Annotated in this window: 20 protein-coding genes and 1 riboswitch; of the genes, 8 read left to right on the top strand and 12 right to left on the bottom strand. The window is 59.6% G+C overall.

Features of this window, described 5'->3' with window-relative positions; all coding sequences use genetic code 11:
• Positions 1-52: 52 nt before the first annotated feature.
• Together xth and E6W33_RS21560 are read right to left on the bottom strand one after the other, a co-directional pair.
• Positions 53-817, bottom strand: a complete 765-nt coding sequence (gene xth, locus E6W33_RS21565) for an exodeoxyribonuclease III (RefSeq protein WP_136419433.1) — start codon at positions 815-817, stop codon at positions 53-55.
• Complete coding sequence (locus E6W33_RS21560) at positions 814-2,331, bottom strand: leucyl aminopeptidase (RefSeq protein ID WP_136419432.1); 1,518 nt, start codon at positions 2,329-2,331, stop codon at positions 814-816. The genes xth and E6W33_RS21560 overlap by 4 nt, the downstream gene beginning before the upstream one ends.
• 41 nt (positions 2,332-2,372) lie before the next feature.
• Here E6W33_RS21560 and lptF point away from each other — a divergent pair, with 41 nt between their 5' ends.
• The 3 genes from lptF to E6W33_RS21545 are packed head-to-tail and all read left to right on the top strand — an operon-like array spanning position 2,373 to position 5,019.
• The gene (gene lptF / locus E6W33_RS21555) at positions 2,373-3,509 is read left to right on the top strand and encodes an LPS export ABC transporter permease LptF (RefSeq protein ID WP_136419431.1); all 1,137 of its coding nucleotides are present in this window, start codon (positions 2,373-2,375) and stop codon (positions 3,507-3,509) included.
• On the top strand, positions 3,506-4,633 hold the full coding sequence (lptG, locus tag E6W33_RS21550; protein ID WP_136419430.1) for an LPS export ABC transporter permease LptG: 1,128 nt from the start codon (positions 3,506-3,508) through the stop codon (positions 4,631-4,633). The genes lptF and lptG overlap by 4 nt, the downstream gene beginning before the upstream one ends.
• Before the next feature lie 11 nt (positions 4,634-4,644).
• Positions 4,645-5,019, top strand: coding sequence for a CbiX/SirB N-terminal domain-containing protein (locus E6W33_RS21545; RefSeq protein ID WP_136419429.1), 375 nt, complete (start codon positions 4,645-4,647; stop codon positions 5,017-5,019).
• On the opposite strand, the gene cobA is transcribed toward E6W33_RS21545, so the two are convergent.
• The 7 genes from cobA to E6W33_RS21510 are packed head-to-tail and all read right to left on the bottom strand — an operon-like array spanning position 5,016 to position 11,767.
• Entirely contained in the window at positions 5,016-5,744 is a 729-nt protein-coding gene (gene cobA / locus E6W33_RS21540; RefSeq protein WP_136419427.1) for a uroporphyrinogen-III C-methyltransferase, read from the bottom strand. The two genes, E6W33_RS21545 and cobA, sit on opposite strands and share 4 nt — an antisense overlap.
• 12 nt (positions 5,745-5,756) lie before the next feature.
• The gene (locus E6W33_RS21535) at positions 5,757-7,037 is read right to left on the bottom strand and encodes a GTP-binding protein (protein WP_136419471.1); all 1,281 of its coding nucleotides are present in this window, start codon (positions 7,035-7,037) and stop codon (positions 5,757-5,759) included.
• 59 nt (positions 7,038-7,096) lie between these two features.
• Entirely contained in the window at positions 7,097-8,032 is a 936-nt protein-coding gene (cysD, locus tag E6W33_RS21530; RefSeq protein WP_136419425.1) for a sulfate adenylyltransferase subunit CysD, read from the bottom strand.
• Positions 8,033-8,036: 4 nt separating this feature from the next.
• Positions 8,037-8,759, bottom strand: coding sequence for a phosphoadenylyl-sulfate reductase (locus E6W33_RS21525; RefSeq protein ID WP_136419423.1), 723 nt, complete (start codon positions 8,757-8,759; stop codon positions 8,037-8,039).
• Positions 8,760-8,763: 4 nt separating this feature from the next.
• The gene (locus E6W33_RS21520) at positions 8,764-9,291 is read right to left on the bottom strand and encodes a DUF934 domain-containing protein (RefSeq protein ID WP_136419421.1); all 528 of its coding nucleotides are present in this window, start codon (positions 9,289-9,291) and stop codon (positions 8,764-8,766) included.
• Positions 9,284-10,978 carry a nitrite/sulfite reductase gene (locus E6W33_RS21515; protein WP_136419419.1) on the bottom strand — a complete coding sequence of 565 codons (1,695 nt, stop codon included), beginning with the start codon at positions 10,976-10,978 and terminating at the stop codon, positions 9,284-9,286. Before E6W33_RS21515 ends, E6W33_RS21520 begins: the two co-directional genes overlap by 8 nt.
• A gap of 15 nt (positions 10,979-10,993) precedes the next feature.
• Positions 10,994-11,767 (bottom strand): sulfite exporter TauE/SafE family protein, encoded by a 774-nt coding sequence (locus E6W33_RS21510; RefSeq protein ID WP_136419418.1) that lies wholly within the window; start codon positions 11,765-11,767, stop codon positions 10,994-10,996.
• Between the two features lie 135 nt (positions 11,768-11,902).
• Between E6W33_RS21510 and E6W33_RS21505 the strand changes: the two genes are divergently transcribed.
• The 5 genes from E6W33_RS21505 (at position 11,903) to E6W33_RS21485 (ending at position 15,794) form a co-directional block, all read left to right on the top strand.
• On the top strand, positions 11,903-12,844 hold the full coding sequence (locus E6W33_RS21505; RefSeq protein ID WP_136419416.1) for a CysB family HTH-type transcriptional regulator: 942 nt from the start codon (positions 11,903-11,905) through the stop codon (positions 12,842-12,844).
• 36 nt (positions 12,845-12,880) lie between these two features.
• Entirely contained in the window at positions 12,881-13,450 is a 570-nt protein-coding gene (locus E6W33_RS21500; RefSeq protein WP_136419414.1) for a TMEM165/GDT1 family protein, read from the top strand.
• A gap of 79 nt (positions 13,451-13,529) precedes the next feature.
• Positions 13,530-14,531 (top strand): fumarylacetoacetate hydrolase family protein, encoded by a 1,002-nt coding sequence (locus E6W33_RS21495; protein ID WP_136419413.1) that lies wholly within the window; start codon positions 13,530-13,532, stop codon positions 14,529-14,531.
• Between the two features lie 15 nt (positions 14,532-14,546).
• Positions 14,547-15,110 carry a VOC family protein gene (locus E6W33_RS21490; RefSeq protein ID WP_136419411.1) on the top strand — a complete coding sequence of 188 codons (564 nt, stop codon included), beginning with the start codon at positions 14,547-14,549 and terminating at the stop codon, positions 15,108-15,110.
• A 42-nt stretch (positions 15,111-15,152) separates the two neighbouring features.
• A complete protein-coding gene (locus tag E6W33_RS21485; RefSeq protein WP_136419409.1) occupies positions 15,153-15,794 on the top strand; it encodes a LysE family translocator in 642 nt (213 codons plus the stop codon).
• 42 nt (positions 15,795-15,836) lie between these two features.
• Here the strand turns inward: E6W33_RS21485 and E6W33_RS21480 are convergent, their stop codons facing one another.
• From E6W33_RS21480 to E6W33_RS21470, 3 genes are all read right to left on the bottom strand, one after another.
• Positions 15,837-17,642, bottom strand: a complete 1,806-nt coding sequence (locus E6W33_RS21480) for a chemotaxis protein CheA (RefSeq protein WP_136419407.1) — start codon at positions 17,640-17,642, stop codon at positions 15,837-15,839.
• Entirely contained in the window at positions 17,642-18,433 is a 792-nt protein-coding gene (locus tag E6W33_RS21475) for a protein phosphatase CheZ (protein WP_136419405.1), read from the bottom strand. Before E6W33_RS21475 ends, E6W33_RS21480 begins: the two co-directional genes overlap by 1 nt.
• Before the next feature lie 201 nt (positions 18,434-18,634).
• Positions 18,635-19,486 carry an alpha/beta hydrolase gene (locus tag E6W33_RS21470; RefSeq protein ID WP_136419403.1) on the bottom strand — a complete coding sequence of 284 codons (852 nt, stop codon included), beginning with the start codon at positions 19,484-19,486 and terminating at the stop codon, positions 18,635-18,637.
• 134 nt (positions 19,487-19,620) lie between these two features.
• Positions 19,621-19,857: riboswitch (cobalamin riboswitch) on the top strand.
• Positions 19,858-19,918 lie beyond the last annotated feature (61 nt).

Raw genomic sequence — 19,918 nt, 5'->3', positions numbered from 1 at the left:
TCTTTTGCCGGATATCTTTCCGTGTCCAACGCGCTTTCGGTGGACCAAGCAGCTAGTCGATCGTCGCCACCACCGGTGTGTGATCGGAAGGCTGTTCCCATTTGCGCGGCAGCTTGTCGATGACGCATGCGCTGCAGCGCCCGGCGAGCGGGGGCGAGAGAAGGATGTGATCGATACGCAGGCCCATGTTGCGGCGGAATGCCATCATCCGGTAATCCCACCAGCTGAAGGCTTTTTCCGGCTGATCGAACAGACGGAACGCATCCTTGAAGCCGAGATCCAGCAAGCGGCGGAATTCGGCGCGCTCCTGTTCGGATACCAGTACCTGGCCTTGCCATGCAACAGGATCGTGCACGTCGCGGTCTTCCGGTGCGATGTTGTAATCACCCAGCAGCGCGAGGTTTTCATGGTTCTTGCACTCGTCCGCCAGCCAGTCGTGCAAGGCGTTCAGCCAGCCCAGCTTGTACTGATACTTGTCCGAGCCGACCGCCTGACCGTTCGGGATGTAGGCGCACACCACGCGCATGCCTTCGATGGTGGCGCTGATGATGCGCTGCTGCTCATCCTCGAAACGCGGATTGTTCTTCACCACCTCGCTCATCGCATGCTTCGACAGGATCGCGACACCGTTGTAGGTTTTCTGGCCGGCGAAAACAGCTTGATAACCAATCTTCTCGATGTCCGCCAACGGAAACTTGTCGTCGGTCAGCTTGGTCTCTTGCAGGCACAGCACATCGACCGGATTGTCCGCCAGCCACTGCACGACCTGCGGCAAGCGGACCTTCAGGGAATTGACGTTCCAGGTTGCCAGCTTCATGCCGCTTTCTTGCCGTTCGCGCGGTTCAGAAGGAAGGTCGTCAGCAGCGGGACCGGGCGACCGGTCGCGCCTTTCGCCGCGCCGCTCTTCCAGGCCGTGCCGGCGATGTCGAGGTGCGCCCATGTGTACTTTTTCGTGTAACGCTCCAGGAAACAGGCGGCCGTGATGCTGCCACCCGGCGGTCCGCCGATGTTGGCCATGTCCGCAAAGTTGGATTTCAGCTGCTCCTGATAGGAATCCTCGATCGGCAGGCGCCACGCGGTGTCGCCGGTGGCCTTGCCGGCCGCGAGCAATTCGTCCGCCAGTTCATCATGCGCATCGTCATGCCGCGTGAACAAGCCGGTGTTGTGGTGGCCGAGGGCGGTCACGCAGGCGCCGGTCAGCGTTGCGATGTCGACCACCGCTGCCGGCTTGAAACGTTCCACATAGGTCAGCGCGTCGCACAGGATCAGGCGGCCTTCGGCATCCGTGTTCAGGATTTCGATGGTCTGGCCGGACATGGACGTCACGATGTCGCCCGGTTTGGACGCACGGCCCGACGGCATGTTTTCGCAAGTAGGAATCACGCCGATCACATTCAGCTTCAGGCCCATTTCGCCGATCGCGCGGAAGGTGCCGAGCACCGATGCGGCGCCGCACATGTCGTATTTCATTTCGTCCATGTTGGCGCCCGGCTTGAGCGAGATACCGCCAGTGTCGAAGGTGATGCCTTTGCCTACCAATACGGTTGGCGCATCCTTGCTTTTGCCGCCCATGTGTTTCAACACGATGAACTTCGGTGGTTCCTCGCTGCCCTTGGTCACGGAGAGGAAGCTGCCCATTTTGAGTGCTTCGATCTGCTTGCGTTCCAAAACTTCAATGCCGAAACCAAAATCCTTCGCTAGCTTCTTCGCGGTATTGGCAAGATAGGTCGGCGTGCAGATATTGCTGGGCAGGTTGCCCAGGTCCCTGGTCAGATCCATGCCATTGGCGATGGCAGTGCCTTGCGCAGCAGAGGCCTTCGCTACCGCTGCCGCTGCGCCGGAGGCAAGGAATGTCACTTTTCTGACACCGCCCTGAGCGGGTTCTTTCTTGCTCTTGGTGGAATCGAAACGATAGGAGGCGTCGCGCATGGCAAGCACCGCCGCGCGGGCGGACCAGGCAGCGTCGCGCGCCTTGACGTCTTCAAGCGGCAGCGCGATGGCGCCGTCGGTTGCGCCAAGAGATGCAAAGACCCGTGCCGTCGCCTGCACCGCAGATACAAAATTCTTCTCGGTGATCGGCTCATCCTTGCCGAGACCGACCAGCAGAATGCGTTCTGCGGCCACACCGGCCGTGGCGCGCAGCAGCAGGGTGGTTCCGGCCTTGCCGGTGATGTCGCCGGACTTCAGCGCCGCGCTGATGTCGCCCTTGCGGTCCAGTTCTTTCGCGGCTTGCGAAAGTTTCTTGTCTTCAAATACGCCAACAGCAATACAGCCAGTCTTGACGCCGGCGAGGCCGGTTTTGGGGTCGATCGGTTTTATGCTAAAGTCCATGGGTCTCTCCTTCTCCAGACGCAATTATAGTCTTCAATTCAATGATCTTTCAGCGCGCACTTCGACGCGAATTGGTCAGCACTGCTGGCGCCGTCTTTACCACGCTATTTACCATCACGATTACTGTCATGCTGATCAAGATCCTCGGCCAGGCCGCCGGCGGAAAGATCAGCTCGCAGGACGTGGTCGCACTGATCGGGTTCGCGGCACTCAAGTATCTGTCGATCATTCTGATCCTGACCGGCTTCATCTCGGTGCTGGCGGTCGTCACGCGCAGCTACCAGGATTCGGAAATGGTGGTCTGGTTCTCCTCCGGGATGAGCCTGACGCGCTGGATTGCGCCGGTCTTGTCCTTCGGCGCGCCGATCATCGTCCTGATTACCGCGTTGAGCTTTGTGGTCACGCCATGGGCCAACAGAAAGAGCGCGGAACTGAAGGAGCGTTTTGAAAAGCAGAACGATATCTCCAAGGTTGCGCCCGGCAAATTCCAGGAATCGTCGTCGGCCGACCGCATTTTTTTCGTGGAGGCGGTCAGCGGCGATGCGACCAAGGTCAGGAACGTGTTCGTCAATACGGTAAAGGATGGACGTGCGAGCGTGGTGGTCGCAAAGGAGGGCACCATTGCCCTCGACGAGCGCGGCGACAAATTTCTGGTCATGAATCAGGGGCGCCGTTATGACGGTCTGCCGAACCAGCCGGACTTCCGCGTCATGGAATTCGAGCGCTATGGCGTGCTGGTGTCGCGCCAGTCGGCTGCGCTGGTTGGCGACACATCGGCACGAGCGCTCTCGACCACCGAGCTGCTGGCAGGTTTGCAAAACCACTTCAATCGCGGCGAACTGTTGTGGCGCGTCTCGCTGCCCATCATGGGTTTGCTGCTGATGCTGCTGGCCATCCCGTTGAGCTTCGTGAACCCGCGCGGCGGTCGTTCGGCCAATCTGCTGATCGCCCTGTTGCTGTATGTTGTCTACAGCAATATGGTTAGCGTGCTGCAATACGCCGTGCAGCAGCAGCGCATGCATCTATCGGTAGCGTGGTGGCCGATGCATCTTGTTGCCGTGCTGCTCGTGCTCGGACTGTTCTCCTGGCGTCTCCTGATTAACAGTACTTATCACCCGGCAACGCTCTGGGGTACGGTCAAGCGCGCTTACCTGTTCAGAAAGGCGGGCGCAAAATGAAGGTGCTGGACCGTTACGTAGCAGCGGAGATCGTCGGGGCGGTGCTGTTTGCGCTGATTGCATTTCTTGCGCTGTTTGCATTCTTCGACCTGATCAACGAATTGCCGCAGATCGGACGCGGCAATTACCAGCTGCAGCATGCATTCTTGTACGTCGCCATGGGCTTGCCCGGGTACGTGTACGATTTGATGCCGATCGCGGCCCTGATCGGCACTATTTATGCACTCGCCCAGCTCGGGGCGCGCTCCGAATTCACCATCATGCGCGCCTCCGGCCTTTCGACCGTCATGGCCGGCTGGATGCTGGCGAAGGTCGGTATTGTGTTCGTCCTGGTCACTTTTCTCTTTGGCGAATTCATCGCGCCAGCGAGCAGCGAAATGGCCGAACGCTGGAAGCTGCAGGCGCAAGGCTCCAATCTTTCGCAGCAATTCCGCTCCGGCCTCTGGACCAAGGATCTGATCCGGGAAAACGGACTGCATGGCAATCCGATCGGATCGCGTTTCCTGAACGTGAAAACAGTCAGCGCAGATGGCCAATTGCAAGGCGTGAAGCTTTACGAGTTCGACCGCGATTTCCATTTGACGGCCGTGGTTTCGGCAAAGCACGCCGATTACAAGGGCGATAACGTATGGCGGCTGGCGGATGTGACGGAAACGACCTTTTCCACGAATATTCCGGACCTCTCGGCAAGGGTTGCGACCACGAACGCTGCTTCCAAGGATCTGGTATCCGAGATCACGCCCGATATTCTGTCGGTGCTCTTTGCCGATCCGGATCGGATGTCGGCTTATGGGCTGGCAACCTATACCAAGCATCTTGCGGAAAACAACCAGAACACCGATCGCTATGAAATCGCATTCTGGAAGAAGCTGATTTATCCGCTCGCGGTGCTGGTGATGATGGCGCTGGCGTTGCCCTTTGCCTATCTGCATTTCCGCGCCGGTGGCGTGAGCTTGAAGATTTTCATCGGCATCATGATTGGCGTCAGCTTCCAGTTGCTGAATAGCCTGTTCTCGCATCTCGGCCTGCTCAATACCTGGCCGGCATTTGCCACCGCCGTGTTGCCCAGCGCGACCTTCCTGCTGGTGGCGATCGGCGCATTGCTGTGGGTTCAAAAGCACTAGGAGACTCGCTTATGGAACAACGCGCACTTATCCTGTTCGCCCATGGCGCACGTGATCCGCGATGGGCAGAACCCTTCCAGCGGCTGCAGCAGATTACGCAGGCGCAGTCACCCGAGGTAAGGGTTGTGCTGGCGTTTCTGGAATTGATGACGCCGAAATTACCTGAACTCGTCAGGCAACTCATGCAGGATGGCTGCACAAACATGACCGTCGTGCCGGTGTTTTTCGGGCAGGGCGGGCATGTATTGCGCGATTTGCCCGTGATGATCGAGCAACTGAAGAAAGAGTTCCCCGGCCTGCAGCTCAAATCCGCTGCTGCAGTGGGCGAGGATGCAGACGTCTTGAACGCGATCGCTCGTTACTGCGTCACTACGCTCGCAACTTAGCTGCGCGAAGCCAGCGCTTCGCCGATCATGACCAAAACCGGGCCGTGGCAGGCGGCCAGTCCTTGTTCCAGTTCACCAAGTGTCAAGCGCAGGACGCACTCATTATCTCGGCTGCAATTTTCCACGACAAGGACAGGAAGTGCAGGCGATTTTCCTTGCGCAAGCAACTTGCGCGCGGTCGCGACAGCTTCCTTTCCGCCCATGTACTGGATCAGCGTGTCGCAATCAGGCAGGGTGGATTGTTCGGGATGACCGGGCGCAGTGCTTGAAGTAAAGAATGCGACGCTGCGGGCGATGCCTCGCTTGGTCAGTGGCTGTTTGGTGGAGGCGGCTGCGGCAAGGGCGGCCGTAATGCCCGGAATGATCTCGACCTTGATATCCTCGGCTTCCAATGCGCGCAGTTCTTCGTCGGCGCGGCCGAACATCATCGGATCGCCGCCCTTCAGGCGCACTACCAACCTGTATCGCCTGGCGCAATCGACCAATTGCTGATTGATGACAGTTTGGGCGGTCGAACGTTGTCCGGAACGCTTGCCGACGGAAATCTTCTCCGCCTGCGGACAAAGCGAGAGCATCTCTTCCGTCACCAATGCGTCGTAGAGCACGACCTCGGCCTGGGCAAGAATGCGGGCGCCGCGGACCGTGATCAGGTCAGCGGCGCCGGGACCTGCGCCGATCAGATAAACCTTGCCGGTTTTCTTCTGCGCGGCGGATGAGGACGACATGAAATCCTGGACTCAATCGATCCGGATCATGCCGGCGGCAACCGTCTGGTGCGTCACCTCATCGATCAGGATGAACGCGCCGGTCGAGCGAATCGCGTCATAGGCATCGGCCGCCAGCGGTTGCTGCACATTGATCGACACGGTCGCGATGTCGTTGAGCTTCAGTCCTTCGGCAGGGCGGCGCTCCTGGGTGTTGATGTCGAGCAGGGTGTCGATCTTCGCCACGCGCGCAGCCACTTGCTTGGTGGTGTGCTTGAGCCAGTACTTGCGGCGCATGTCGAGCGGTTCTTCCGACAGCCAGCAGACGTCGGCAGTCACTGTGCGCAACTGTGTGGCCGGCCTGTCTTCCGCGACCAGCATGTCGCCGCGCGAAATGTCGAGATACTCTTCCAGCAGCAGTGTGACGGACTGGCCGACCGCGGCCGAATCAATCGATCCTTCCAGCGTCAGGATGTCCTTTACGGTTGCGGCCTGACCGCTCGGTTGCACCACCAGCTTGTCACCCTTGCGGACCTTGCCGGCTTCGATGCGGCCCATGTAACCACGGAAATCATTCGCTTCATGGCCGTTGTGGCGCGCCACAAGTTGGACCGGGAAGCGGAAGGGTTCGTCATGCGATTCGTCATAGACGGAAAGCGATTCGAGCAGCTTGATCAGGGTCGGACCCTGATACCACGGCATCTTGTCGCCGGCTTCGACGACGTTATCGCCGGCCAGTGCCGACAAGGGAATGGCATGTACGTCCTGCAGGCCGAGTTGCTGCGCAAACTTGCGGTAGGCCGCGACGATACGGTCATATACGGATTGGTCGTAATTGACCAGGTCCATCTTGTTGACCGCGACGATCACATGCTCGATGCGCAACAGATGCGCGATAGTCGAATGGCGCTTGGTTTGCGTCAGCAGTTCGACGCTGCCGTCGTCGCCCAGCTTGACCTTCGACACGTCAACCAGAATGATGACTGCGTCGGCGGTCGATGCACCGGTCACCATGTTGCGCGTGTATTGCTCATGGCCGGGGGTGTCGGCGATGATGAACTTGCGCTTGGGTGTCGCAAAGTAGCGATAGGCGACGTCGATGGTGATGCCCTGTTCGCGTTCGGCTTCCAGTCCATCGGTCAGCAGCGACAGATCAACCGTGTCGCCTACGGTGCGCTTGTGCTTGGCGCGCGAGATCGCATCGAGCTGGTCGGCGAAAATGCCCTTGCTGTCGAACAGCAGACGGCCGATCAACGTACTCTTGCCATCATCGACCGAGCCGGCCGTGATGAAGCGCAGCAGCCCGCGTTCCATGCCTGCGCTGGTCAATGCCACTGGTTCTGCAACTACTGCCGCATTCAATTGTGCACCCATCAGAAATACCCTTCTTTCTTGCGTTTTTCCATCGAGGCTTCGGATGTCTGGTCATCCATGCGCGTTGCGCCGCGCTCGGTAATCTGGGTCACTGCCGTTTCGGCGATGATGGCATCGACCGTGTTCGCATCGGACGCCACCGGGCAGGTGCAGGAAATATCGCCCACGGTGCGGAAGCGCACGACGCGGGTCTCGATCGTTTCGCCTTCGCGTGGCGGCGTCAAGTCGGTGAGCGGCACCAGCAAGCCGTTGCGCGGAATCACCTGGCGCTCATGGGCGAAGTAGATCGATGGCAGCGCCAGGTTTTCGCGGGCGATATATTGCCAGACGTCGAGCTCTGTCCAGTTCGAGATCGGGAAAACACGCATGTTCTCGCCGGGATGGACGCGCGTGTTATACAAGTCCCACAATTCCGGGCGCTGCGCCTTCGGATTCCATTGGCCGAACTCGTCGCGGAAGGAGAAGATGCGTTCCTTGGCGCGGGCCTTTTCTTCATCGCGACGGGCGCCGCCGATGCAGGCATCGAACTTGAATTCGGCGATGGTTTCGAGCAGCGTCACGGCTTGCGCGGCATTGCGTGAATCGGTTTGCGGATTGCGCAAGCGGACGGTTCCGCGCTTGATCGAATCCTCGACCGAGCGCACGATCAGGCGTTCGCCCAGTTCCTTGGCGCGACGGTCACGGAATTCGATGACTTCCGGGAAGTTGTGGCCGGTATCGATATGCACCAGCGGGAACGGGAATTTGCCGGGGCGGAATGCCTTCTCCGCGATGCGCAGCAGGACCACCGAGTCCTTGCCGCCGGAGAACAGCAATGCCGGGTTGGTGCACTCGGCCGCAACCTCGCGCATGATGTGGATTGCTTCCGATTCGAGCCAGTCCAGGTGACGGTTGCTGGCAGCATCCAAAAAGAGTTTTTCGACTGCAGTATTCATAGTTTTACTGTGCTACAGATTTGATTCGGACAAGCTTGCCATCGACGACGTGCAGGCCGCATTCCTTTGACTCGGGATTCTCCCACCACCAGCGTCCTGCGCGAATATCTTCGCCCGGCTGGATGGCGCGGGTGCAGGGTTCGCAGCCGATGGACGGGTAGCCCTTGTCGTGCAAGGGGTTGTACGGCACCTTGTTGCAGCGGATGTAGTTCCACACATCGTCTTCGGACCAGTCGACCAGCGGATTGAACTTGGTCATGCCATGCGCTTCGTCGTTTTCCTGCACGGCGAGATCGGCGCGTGTCGTCGACTGCGCGCGGCGCTGGCCGGTGACCCATGCCTTATTGCCGGCGAGGGCTCGATTCAGCGGTTCCACCTTGCGGATGCGGCAGCATTCCTTGCGCAGTTCGACGCTGTCGTAGAACGCGTTCAAGCCGTGCTGCTGCACGTAGGCGTCGACCGCGGCCTGCTCCGGCTTGAAGAGCTTCACCTCGGAGTCATAGGTTTCCCTGATGCGGTCCAGCATGCCGAGGGTTTCCTTGTGCAGGCGGCCGGTTTCCAGGGTGAATATCCCGATGGACAGCCTGGCGCGCAGGATCATGTCGGTCAACACCATGTCTTCGGCCGCGAGGCTGGAGGCAAACACGGCAGGCGCAAAGTCGTTCGCGATCCTCGTCAGTGTCGCCTGTGTTGCTGCAATGAGATTGTTGAAATCCTTGGTGCTCATGGCTTCAACCTTGGGTCGCTTTTTGTCCGCGCTCGACGCGGCGGAACAGCGGCAATTTCCGGTCCCAGGCCGCCTGGTAGGCTTCCGAAAAATCGAACAAGCCTTTCAGCGCCTCATGAATGCTGCGATCCGGGCGCGTCGCAAATGCGTTGAAGCCGACGCGCTGCATGTAGAACATCTGGTCGCGCAGCACGTCGCCAATCGCACGCAGTTCGCCCGTGTAGCCGAGACGGTGGCGCAGATTGTAGGCAATCGAAAAGCCGCGACCGTCGGAGAATTTCGGGAAATCGACGGCGATCACGGACAGCTTTTTAACGTCTTCCTTCAACACTTCCGGCCGCTCGTGGCTGGCGATCCAGACCCCGATCTCGGCGCGTTCCCGCAGCTTGCTGCGTTGCGCTTCCCAGACCGCCAACGGCACGATGAGCTTGCCGGTGGGGACGGCAACCGTTTCCGGCGTCTCGCCCTCGGCCAGGTGCATCAGAGTCCAGTCATCATTGACGACGGCTTTGTCCTTGATGATTTCACGCATATTCGTCTTCCCCTACCAGTGCTCCGCCCGCGATCGGCGTGGCATATACATATTCCTTGAACGGCTCGATACCGATGCGGCGCACCGTTTCGATGAAACGCTCGCCCTGGATGCGATTCTTGACATAGACCTGCAGCAGCCGATCGACCACGCCCGGCACTTGTTGCGCGGAGAAGGACGGGCCGATGATCTTGCCGACCGAGCTGTCGTTGCCCTGCGCGCCACCAATCGAGATCTGATACCACTCGGAGCCATCCTTGTCGACGCCGAGAATGCCGATATTGCCGATATGGTGATGACCGCAGGCGTTGATGCATCCCGACATGTTGAGATCGATCTCGCCTATGTCGTGCTGAAAGTCGATGTCCTCGAAACGCTCGGTAATGGCTGCGGCGATCGGGATCGACTTGGCATTGGCCAGCGAGCAGAAATCGCCGCCGGGGCAGCAGATTACGTCGGTCAGCAAGCCGATATTCGGCGTGGCCAGATGATGCGCCTTGGCTTCACCCCACAGCGTGAACAGCTCGGATTGCTTGACGTCGGCCAGCACCAGGTTCTGCTCATGCGTGACGCGCACTTCGCCGAAGCTGTAGCGGTCGGCCAGATCGGCAACGAAATCCATTTGCTCTGCAGTGGCGTCGCCCGGCGGCACGCCCGGTTTCTTCAATGACAGCACGACGATCGCATAGCCCGGGACCTTGTGCGGCTTGACGTTGCGCTTCATCCAGTTGTCGAAGCCCTTGCTTTGCGCGCGCTGCTGCTTGAGTGTGGCGTCTTCGTTGGCCAGCGTCTCATATGCCGGCGGCGTGAAGTAGGCCGCGATGCGGTCGAATTCCTCGGTGGTCAGCGTGCCGGGGCCGTCTTTCAGGTCGGCCCATTCTTCTTCAACCATGCGCGCGAATTCCTCGACGCCGGTCGCTTTCAGCAGGATCTTGATACGTGCCTTGAACTTGTTGTCACGGCGGCCGTACTGGTTGTACACACGCAGAATGGCTTCGATATACGTCAGCAGATGCGGCCAGGGCAGGAATTCGCGAATGAAGCTGCCGAGGATCGGGGTACGGCCCAGGCCGCCGCCGACCAGCACGCGGAAACCGATTTCGCCTTCGGCATTCTTGACGATTTCGATGCCGATATCATGCATGGCGAGCGCGGCGCGGTCTTCCTTGGCAGCGTTGAAGGCGATCTTGAATTTGCGCGGCAGGTAGGCGAATTCCGGATGGAAGGTGCTCCACTGGCGGACGATTTCGGCATACGGACGCGGATCGACCAGCTCGTCGGCTGCGACGCCGGCATATTGATCGGTGGTCGTGTTGCGGACGTCGTTGCCCGAGGTTTGGATCGAGTGCATTTCGACCGAAGCCAGGTGCTCGAAAATGTCCGGCACATCTTCCAGGCTGATCCAGTTGAACTGGATGTTCTGGCGCGTCGTGAAGTGGCCGTAGCCGCGGTCGTATTTGCGCGCGATATAGGCTAGCTTGCGCACTTGCGTGGACGACAGCAGGCCATACGGAATGGCGATGCGGTACATGTAGGCGTGGCGCTGCATGTACAGTCCGTTCTGCAAGCGCAGGGGAAGGAATTCTTCTTCGGTCAGTTCGTCGGCCAGGCGTCGACGGACCTGGTCGCGAAACTGCGCGACGCGTTCCTTGACGATCAGATGGTCATATTGGTCGTAACGATACATCTCTCTTATCCAATCTTAAAAAACCAGTTTCGCGGCGACGCCCGTCAGGGTTGTCGCCAACAGGCCACGCAACACTTTTTCCGGCACGGCTTTCGCGGCGAGTGAACCGAGGGTGATGCCGGGCACGGAACCCAGCAAGAGGGTGGCGAGCAATTGCCAGTCGATCGAGCCAAGATACCAGTGGCCGAAGGCGGCGATGGCAGTCAGGGGGACCGCATAAGCGATATCGGTTCCGGCGATCTCCGCCGGGGACAGGCGAGGATACAACAATACGAGGATCGTGGCACCGACTGCGCCGGCGCCGATCGAGGAAATGGTCACCAAGGTACCGAGAATGGCACCGGCAATGATGGTGGCCGCGGTCAGCCTGGTGCCCTGCAATTGCCGTTCGGGGTGGGCCAGGATCCAGGTCAGCATGCGGCCGCGAAACAGCAGGGACACGACGGTGAGCAGCACCGAGCCGGCAATCGAATAGCGAATGATCTGGCCGATTTCCTTGTCCAGCGCACCGAAATATTTCAAGGCTACGGTAGCGAGCAAGGCTGCCGGCAAGGCGCCGAGGCAGAGGCGGCGAACGATGCTCCAGTGCACGGTGCCGCCGAGACGGTGGGCAAGGGTGCCTGCGGTTTTGGTTGCCGAGGCAAAGGCCAGATCGGTGCCGACCGCCACGGTGGGCGAGACGCCGAAAAGAAGCGTCAACAGCGGTGTCATCAGGGATCCGCCGCCCACGCCCGTCAAGCCGACCAGCAGCCCGACGCCAAAACCTGAAAGCACATAAGAAAGAGTCATGTCACCTCACGCAAACGAGTGGGAATCGTAATAAACTTGACCCTTATTCCAAACTACTTAGTATTTATTTGCTTATATGCCTATCAGGCATAAACAAGAAGAAAAAATGCATTGGCAAAAAGCCAAGGGGAAAAGATGAACCTTCATCAACTTCGTTTTGTGCGGGAAGCCGTCCGCCAGAACTTCAATCTGACCGAGGCTGCAAAAGCGCTATATACCTCGCAACCCGGCGTTTCCAAGGCCATCATCGAGCTGGAGGAAGAACTGGGCGTGGACATTTTTACGCGCCACGGCAAGCGTATCCGCGGCCTGACCGAGCCCGGGCGGGCCGTGTTGCGTTCGGTCGAGCTGATCATGCAGGAAATCGACGGCCTGAAGCAGATCGGCAAGGAATTCGCGGCGCAAGACAGTGGAAGCTTCACCATTGCGACCACCCACACGCAGGCGCGTTATGCGCTCCCCAAAGTGGTGCAGGCGTTTACACAGAAATTTCCGAAGGTGCGCTTGTCTTTATTGCAAGGAAATCCGAAGCAGGTGGCCGAAATGGTCTTGAAGGATCAGGCCGACCTGGCCATCGCAACGGAGGCCATCGCCAACATGGATGGATTGATCAGCGTGCCTTGCTATCAATGGGAGCACGTGGTGGTGGTGCCGCATGACCATCCCTTGCTGAAATCCAAAACGATTACGCTGGAGGAGATTGCGACCTACCCACTCATCACTTACGACGCAGCGTTCACCGGCAGGGCCAAGATCGACCACGCGTTTGCCATTCGCGAGCTGAAACCGGACATTCTGCTGGAAGCGATCGACGCGGACGTGATCAAGACCTATGTCGAACTCGGCATGGGCGTGGGCATCATCGCGGGAATGGCATTCGACCCCGAGCGCGACAAGGGACTGGAGGCTATCTCGGTGGGCCACCTGTTCGGGTCCAATGCGTCGCGCGTGGCACTCAAGCAGGGAGCGTACTTGCGCAGTTATGTATATAGTTTCATCGAATTGCTCAACCCGACGCTCAACCGCAGGCTGATCGAACAACTCATGAGCGGCGCGAAGGACAGCTACGAGCTGTGACGCGCGGCAATACCAAGAACATTCTCACTATTCTTCATGGAAGCTTTTCTCGTCTCCACTGGCATCGTCGCGCTCGCTGAAATGGGCGACAAGACGCAATTGTTGTCGCTTTTGCTTGCCGCCAAATTCCGCCGTCCCGTTCCCATCATCCTCGGCATTCTCGTCGCCACCGCCTTGAATCATGCCGGCGCGGGTGCCGTCGGCAGCTGGATTACCGAATTGGTCGGCCAGGATGTGCTGCGCTGGATTCTTGGCGTGTCGTTCATTGCCATGGCGGTATGGACCCTGATTCCCGACGAACTGGATGAAGTCGAGGCCAAGCACTCGCGCTTCGGCGTGTTCGGCGCGACGGTGCTGGCGTTTTTCCTGGCTGAAATGGGAGACAAGACGCAGGTGGCGACGATTGCGCTCGCGGCCAAGTATTCATCCCTGTTTGCGGTAGTCGCCGGCACCACGCTCGGCATGATGATCGCGAATGTGCCGGCAGTGCTGCTGGGGGACAAAATCACAAAAATGATATCGCTGAAACTGGTGCACGCGATTGCGGCGGTGATATTTGCGGTCCTTGGCGTACTGACCTTGCTGAACGTCGGCAGCCTGCTGTAGTTCGTCAGCAGGCGGTGGCTCGCCATCCGGGAATGATTCTGCCGGCAAGTCAAACCAGACCTTTCGACTGGAGGCCCGGATGAAACTCGCTACTCTGAAAGACGGCACGCGCGACGGCCAGCTGGCAGTCGTGTCGCGCGACCTGAAAACCGCCCATATTGCCGACGGCATTGCGCTCACCTTGCAGCGCGCGCTGGATGACTGGCATTTCATCGCGCCGCAACTGGAACAGCTTTACGAGCGCTTGAACGAAGGCAGGACGCATCGTCACTTCGACTTTGATCCGACGCGTTGCATGGCGCCGCTGCCGCGCGCTTTCCAGTGGGCGGACGGTTCGGCTTACGTCAATCATGTCGAACTCGTGCGCAAGGCGCGCAACGCGGAAATGCCGGCCTCGTTCTGGCATGAACCCTTGATGTTCCAGGGCGGATCCGATGACTTTCTCGGGCCGACCGACGATATCCTGCTGGCCTCGGAAGAGTGGGGCATCGATTTCGAGGGCGAAGTCGCCGTCATTACCGACGATGTACCGATGGGAACCAATGCGGCGCAGGCGGCATCCCATATCAGGTTGCTGATGCTGGTCAACGACGTCTCATTGCGCAATCTCATTCCAGCCGAATTGGCAAAGGGCTTCGGCTTTTTCCAGTCGAAACCCGCCTCGAGTTTTTCGCCGGTTGCGGTCACGCCGGACGAGCTTGGCGATGCATGGCAGGACGGCAAGGTGCATCTGCCCTTGCGGGCCACGTGGAACGGCGCCCTAGTCGGTCAGCCGAATGCCGGGGTGGATATGGTATTCAGCTTCCCGCAACTGATCGCGCACCTGGCGATGACGCGCAATGCGCGCGCCGGCTCCATCATCGGCTCCGGCACGGTGTCCAACAAGGATGCGCGCAAGGGCTACACCTGCATCGCGGAAAAACGTTGCCTGGAAATGATTGCCGACGGCGAAGCCAAAACACCATTCATGCAATTCGGTGACACGATCCGCATCGAAATGCTGGATGCCAAGGGTAAATCGATTTTCGGCGCAATCGAGCAGAAGATTGCGCAAGGCGGAGCGCCAAAAGCGCGCCATTGAATCACGGAGGATGCCATGAGCACACTCGCAGCCACACCTGTCGGCCAGGCCGCGGCCATTCCCGCCGCTGTGCCGATCAACGGCTTGCACCATTTCGCCTATCGCTGCCGCGACGCGGAAGAAACGCGCCACTTTTACGAGGACATTCTCGGGTTGCCGCTGTTTCACTACATCCAGAAGGACGTGGTGCCGTCCACTGGCGAATTCTGCCCCTATGTACATATTTTCTTTCGCATGACGGATGGATCCTGTCTCGCGTTCTTCGATCTCGGAGACAACGCCGCCTGCGAACCCTCTCCGAATACGCCGGCATGGGTCAACCATATCGCGTTGCGCGTCGCTACAATAGAGCAGCTGGAAGCAATGAAGGCACGTCTTGAGGCGAACGGTGTCGAGGTGCTTGGCATCACCGATCACCGCGTCTTCAAATCGATTTACTTCTTCGATCCGAATGGCATCCGGTTGGAGTTGTGCGCGCAACTCGCATCCGATGCGCAAATGTTCAGCGAACAGCAAGGCATCCACGAAAAACTCGCCTCATGGACAAAACTGAAGGCGGAGCGCGCGTCGAAGCAATGATTCCGATACCGATTCGGGAGCATGAAGATTCAGGAGGATAAAATGAACGGCTATTTTCCGGCAGGACCATTACTGTTTGCCTTTTTTCTCGCCAGCCTCGTGCTCGCGCTGACGCCCGGCCCGGCCGTGATTTATGTCGTGACCCGAACGCTGGCGCAAGGCAAACGGGCCGGCCTCGCATCGGTCGCCGGTGTGGCGCTCGGCAACCTGGGTAATGCCGTCGGCGCGTCGATTGGATTGGCTGCCTTGTTTGCGATTTCGTCGCTGGCGTTTTCGGTGGTCAAATATGCCGGCGCAGCCTACCTCGTTTATCTTGGCATCAAGGCGTGGCGCACGCCCGCGTCGGACGCTGCACCGTCGGATGCCGGTATTGCGCGGCTCAACCGCATCTTTCGCGATGGTTTCGTCGTCGCGCTGCTCAATCCGAAAACCACCATCTTCTTCGCCGCGTTCCTGCCGCAATTCATGGATGCGACGGGCTCGGCCATGCAGCAAAGCATTTTGCTCGGCGCGGTATTCGTGATGATTGCGACAGTGACGGATTGCTCCTACGTGCTGGCGGCCAGCGTGGTTGCTCCGGTGTTCGGCCGGGCCAGACGGGCGCGCTCCTATGGCCGCTATATCACGGCGGGCACCTTCATCGGCTTGGGGGTATTTACTGCGGCTGCGGGCGGGCGGAAGTAACAAAGACCCGGACAGCAAGGCCGTCCGGGTCGTTTCGAAGGGTCAAGCGGCCAGACGTGCGGCAGTCGTCTTGCAACCGTCGAGCAGGAACGCGAGGCTGATCACCAGCACCAGTTCGCCTTCCGCGGAGCGCGCGGTGCCATTCACGCCGGGCACCGCAATCGCGGTAAGCGGCTTGATGACGAGGTCGGCCGTGCCATCCACCGCTTCCACTGCCAGGATGTAAGGCTGTGGCGCAGCGATGACGATGCCGACTTTTTCCCTGCATGCTTCGTAGCCGAGAATTTCGGCCAGTGAGCGCACGGCGAGCGGACGTCCCTGGTCGCGCAATACCGGTGCGCCGCCGACTTCGGAGAAGGATTCCGGCAGTTCCACTACGCGTTGCACCACCGCCATCGGCATCGCCAGAGCCGCGCCGGCCGTACGCACCAGCATGGTCGGCACGATCGACAGTTCGATCGGCAGGCGGATGGTGAAGCGCGTGCCTTCACCCAATGCGGAATCGATGCGGATGGCGCCGCGATGTTTTTCGACCGCGGTTTTCACCACGTCCATGCCGACGCCGCGACCGGAAACGCTGGATGCCACTTCCTTGGTCGAAAAGCCCGGCAGGAAGACCAGCTGGAACGCTTCTTCCGGCGTTTGCGCCGCATTGTCGCTGATCAGTCCTTTCGCGATTGCCTTGTCGCGCAACCGGTTCGGATCCATGCCCTTGCCGTCGTCGGACACTTCAATCATGACGCTGCTGCCTTCCTGCCAAGCCTTCAGCAGAATGGTCGCCTTGGGCGATTTAGGGGTTGCGGCGCGTTCCTCGGCGGTTTCGATGCCGTGATCCAGCGCATTGCGCAGCATGTGCACCAGCGGATCGTACAGACTGTCGACCACCACGCGGTCGACTTCGGTTTCCGCGCCTTCGATCACCAGTTCCACATTCTTGCCGAGGTCTCTTGCAAGTTCGCGTACCAGGCGTGGAAATTTCTGGAACAGGCGGCCCACCGGCTGCATGCGCGTCGACAGGGTCGCACGCTGCAACTCCGTCGAATAGCGCGAGGCGCGATTCAGGGTTTCCTGCAAGGTCGACATCAATACTGCAGCCTGTCCGTCGAACTTGAACTGCAAGAGTTTTTCCAGCAGGACCGCGGCCTGGTTCGCCGCTTGCACGGACTCGCCCGCGACTTCGAGCAGGGCGTCGAGCTTGACGGCGTCGATACGAATGGAATCTTCCTTGACCTGCGCGGTGATCGGTCGTGCGCCTTCTTCGATGGCCTTGACCGCCGACGCCGGCACAGCGGCGAGCGCAACCGGCGCAGCCGGTGCGTCGGGAAGCGTGCCGGCGGGAACCACCGCCCGGTACAAGGCTTCCCAATCGAGGCCGTCGTCGGACATCACGGAGTTCGCCGTTTCCGCTCCATCTTCGTTGGCGGCAACCGCTTCCGGTTTCGCCACGGGCGCCGGTTCGGCGGCATTACCCTCGATGGCTTGCGCCACGATGTCTTCCAGCGCTGCCGGCATGGCGGGCAGGGCTTCGGGCGCCGCCCCGTTTGCCAATTGACGCAACTGGTCGCCGACGAAGCCGCTTGCCTGCAGGCCCGCTTCGATCGCGGTCGGCGTGACCGGTACCTTGCCCGTGCGCAGGGCGTCGAACAGGTTTTCCGTCAGATGGCAGGCGGACACGATGGCCGGCAGATTCATGAAGCCGGCGCCGCCCTTGATGGTATGGAACGAGCGGAACAGCGCATTGAGCGTGTCGCTGTCGTTCGGATGCCGCTCCAGCGAGAGCAGGTGCTCTTCCACGTTCGTCGCGAGGTCCAGTGCCTCGACAACGAATTCCTTGAGCATATCGTCCATTAGAACCCCAGATCCGCAAGCAAGCTGTCGACGTCATCCTGCGCCATCGCCGCACTCGGAGCGGACGGGCCTTGCATCAGATCCACAGGCTTGTCCGCGGGCTTGTGCTCGGCGGCCATCGCGGCCTTGACTTCGGCTGGCGCGTTGTCCCTCAGCAGTTGCGCGAGCTCGTGCTCGGCGGTGCTGGTGATGGTGACGATCTTCTTGATCAACTGGCCGGTGATGTCCTGGAAGTCCTGTGCCATCATGATCTCAAGCAGGCGCGCCTTTTCGGATTCGCTTGCTTCCATGACGGTGGCGGCGAACTGCTTCGAGTCGCCAGCCAGCGCCTTGAATTCTTCTATGCTGAGCTTGCCATCGAACAGCATGGCCCAGCGATTTTCCATGTCCTTCGCCTTTTTCGTCAGCGTTTCCTGCTCCGGGAGGCTGGTGTCGACGGCGTTCAAGACCTTGTTGGCGGCTTGTTCGGTCAAGGCGGCGATGTGCTCGAGACGGCCCTGTGCGTCGGTGATCTGGCTGGCCACATCGGAGAGCGAGCGGTCGTAGCCGAGCTGGCGCAGAGAGTCGTGCAGCATGCGGACGATGCCGCCAAGGCGTTCGTACATCGGCTTTTCGGACAGATCGCCGGATGCCGCAGCCGACGTATCATTCATCATCTCCGATGCGCAGGATGTCGGCTCACTCTCGACAACTGCTTCTGCAACGGGCTCAGAAGGTTCGACTGTGTCAGCGGCGCGCTGGGCCGCCACTTCATCAAACAATGCTTCGAGGTCATCTGCTGCGTCGGTCATGTCGGTGCTTCCCTATCTTCGTTGTCGGCATTCTTCTTACAAGTGATCCGGCCCAGGTTACTGCTTGCGCTTGCATGCCAGAAGCACAGGTTTTGTACGATTATCAGTCACGTCTTTCTTATTCGCAACAGAGACATCATAATGCCTGCCTGTTTTCCCGGCAAAGCCTTGCTGCCGAATCTGTTGTGTAAAGCGCTTCTGCTATTTGAGTGAGGAAATCAGTTCGATGCTCGCTTCACAAAGCGGGTGGTCAGGCTGCGCGAACGCATCGCAGATTGTCAGGTGATTGGCTTCCGGCAGCGGAACCTGCATTCGGTGACCGGCTTGCCAGGATTGTTCAAGCAATCCGGTCTGCCGTCTGAATTCTTCGGATTCCAGCGCACCGACTGCGGTGAGGAATGGCGCGGCGCTTGCCTGCGGCATTCTGGCTGGTGACAAAAAATCAACTTCCCGCTCGCCCAGCTTCAAATCGACGTTCACGAAATCCGCATGCCGTACCGGTTCCAGGTCATAGATGCCGGACATCAGGATCGCGGCTTTGACCAGGTCCGGCGGCAGGTCCTCGCCAAACACCGGCCAGACGGCGGCCATCATCATCGCCGCCAGATGCGCACCGGCGGAATGGCCGGCAACGACTATGCGTTGAGGATCGAAATCATAGGCTTCCGCGTGACGGTAAAGCCATGCAAGTGCGCGTACTTGCTGCAGCACGATCTCCGCGATCGAGGCTTGCGGCGCGAGCGTGTAATTGGTCAGCGCGACGTTGACACCGGCATGCGTGTAGGCCGGCGCAACGAATGAAAAATCCGACTTGTCGAGCGAACGCCACCAGCCGCCATGAATGAACACCAGGAGCGGTGCATCGCCCCGATAGGTCGGGAAGAAATCGAGCCGCTCTCCGCTGGCTTCGCCATAGGCAAGATCAAACAGTGCCGCCTGCGTGCGCCGCACCTGCGCGGAATCCTTCAGCCAGCGCGTGAAGACATAGGGATGGTCAGGAATCATCGCGCGGGCGTTGTATTGCTGGTTAAAGTATTCGGTTTGAATTTTCATGAGTTGCTGCTGCGGGTAAAGATGCGAGTGTGCGACAGAAAGGCGTGTTCGGCAAACGCAAGCCGGACGAGTTGTCGGACCGCTAACATGTTGCGCATGCGGCCTCGCTTTGTTGTCGCTGGATACTGCAAGGCTTACAATAGCAGGGTTTTGGTGCCCGCCCGCATGTTCATGCAGGCAGTTAAACGGGAAACACGAGGCGTCATCCAGCTAACGTGTGCTGCCCCCGCAACGGTAAGCAAACGTCATTGCGAATGCAGTCAGCATTCAAGATGTCAGACGGTCTTTCGATACCACTGTGCAGTCCGCATGGGAAGGTCGGCCGTTTCACTTTGCCAGCCCGGATACCGGCCAGAACAGGTGGAAGTGTGCGGACGGGGACCTTCGCGGACACGGATCGGAGCCTGGCTCCGCTGATTCGTTTTCGGTGCG

This window comes from Herbaspirillum sp. ST 5-3, from assembly GCF_004804275.1.
GTDB lineage: Bacteria > Pseudomonadota > Gammaproteobacteria > Burkholderiales > Burkholderiaceae_D > Noviherbaspirillum.
Note: the sequence above shows the minus strand (reverse complement) of the source record. Positions and strands in the feature narration are given on the sequence as shown.

Coding starts and splice junctions, on each gene's coding strand:
- E6W33_RS21515 (WP_136419419.1), bottom strand. CDS start 10,978: ATGTATCGTTACGACCAATATGACCATCTGATCGTCAAGGAACGCGTC.
- E6W33_RS21505 (WP_136419416.1), top strand. CDS start 11,903: ATGAACCTTCATCAACTTCGTTTTGTGCGGGAAGCCGTCCGCCAGAAC.
- cobA (WP_136419427.1), bottom strand. CDS start 5,744: ATGTCGTCCTCATCCGCCGCGCAGAAGAAAACCGGCAAGGTTTATCTG.
- E6W33_RS21490 (WP_136419411.1), top strand. CDS start 14,547: ATGAGCACACTCGCAGCCACACCTGTCGGCCAGGCCGCGGCCATTCCC.
- E6W33_RS21470 (WP_136419403.1), bottom strand. CDS start 19,486: ATGAAAATTCAAACCGAATACTTTAACCAGCAATACAACGCCCGCGCG.
- E6W33_RS21500 (WP_136419414.1), top strand. CDS start 12,881: ATGGAAGCTTTTCTCGTCTCCACTGGCATCGTCGCGCTCGCTGAAATG.
- E6W33_RS21520 (WP_136419421.1), bottom strand. CDS start 9,291: ATGCGTGAAATCATCAAGGACAAAGCCGTCGTCAATGATGACTGGACT.
- lptG (WP_136419430.1), top strand. CDS start 3,506: ATGAAGGTGCTGGACCGTTACGTAGCAGCGGAGATCGTCGGGGCGGTG.
- E6W33_RS21495 (WP_136419413.1), top strand. CDS start 13,530: ATGAAACTCGCTACTCTGAAAGACGGCACGCGCGACGGCCAGCTGGCA.
- cysD (WP_136419425.1), bottom strand. CDS start 8,032: ATGAATACTGCAGTCGAAAAACTCTTTTTGGATGCTGCCAGCAACCGT.
- E6W33_RS21480 (WP_136419407.1), bottom strand. CDS start 17,642: ATGGACGATATGCTCAAGGAATTCGTTGTCGAGGCACTGGACCTCGCG.
- xth (WP_136419433.1), bottom strand. CDS start 817: ATGAAGCTGGCAACCTGGAACGTCAATTCCCTGAAGGTCCGCTTGCCG.
- E6W33_RS21510 (WP_136419418.1), bottom strand. CDS start 11,767: ATGACTCTTTCTTATGTGCTTTCAGGTTTTGGCGTCGGGCTGCTGGTC.
- lptF (WP_136419431.1), top strand. CDS start 2,373: ATGATCTTTCAGCGCGCACTTCGACGCGAATTGGTCAGCACTGCTGGC.
- E6W33_RS21535 (WP_136419471.1), bottom strand. CDS start 7,037: ATGGAACGCGGGCTGCTGCGCTTCATCACGGCCGGCTCGGTCGATGAT.
- E6W33_RS21525 (WP_136419423.1), bottom strand. CDS start 8,759: ATGAGCACCAAGGATTTCAACAATCTCATTGCAGCAACACAGGCGACA.
- E6W33_RS21485 (WP_136419409.1), top strand. CDS start 15,153: ATGAACGGCTATTTTCCGGCAGGACCATTACTGTTTGCCTTTTTTCTC.
- E6W33_RS21545 (WP_136419429.1), top strand. CDS start 4,645: ATGGAACAACGCGCACTTATCCTGTTCGCCCATGGCGCACGTGATCCG.
- E6W33_RS21475 (WP_136419405.1), bottom strand. CDS start 18,433: ATGACCGACGCAGCAGATGACCTCGAAGCATTGTTTGATGAAGTGGCG.
- E6W33_RS21560 (WP_136419432.1), bottom strand. CDS start 2,331: ATGGACTTTAGCATAAAACCGATCGACCCCAAAACCGGCCTCGCCGGC.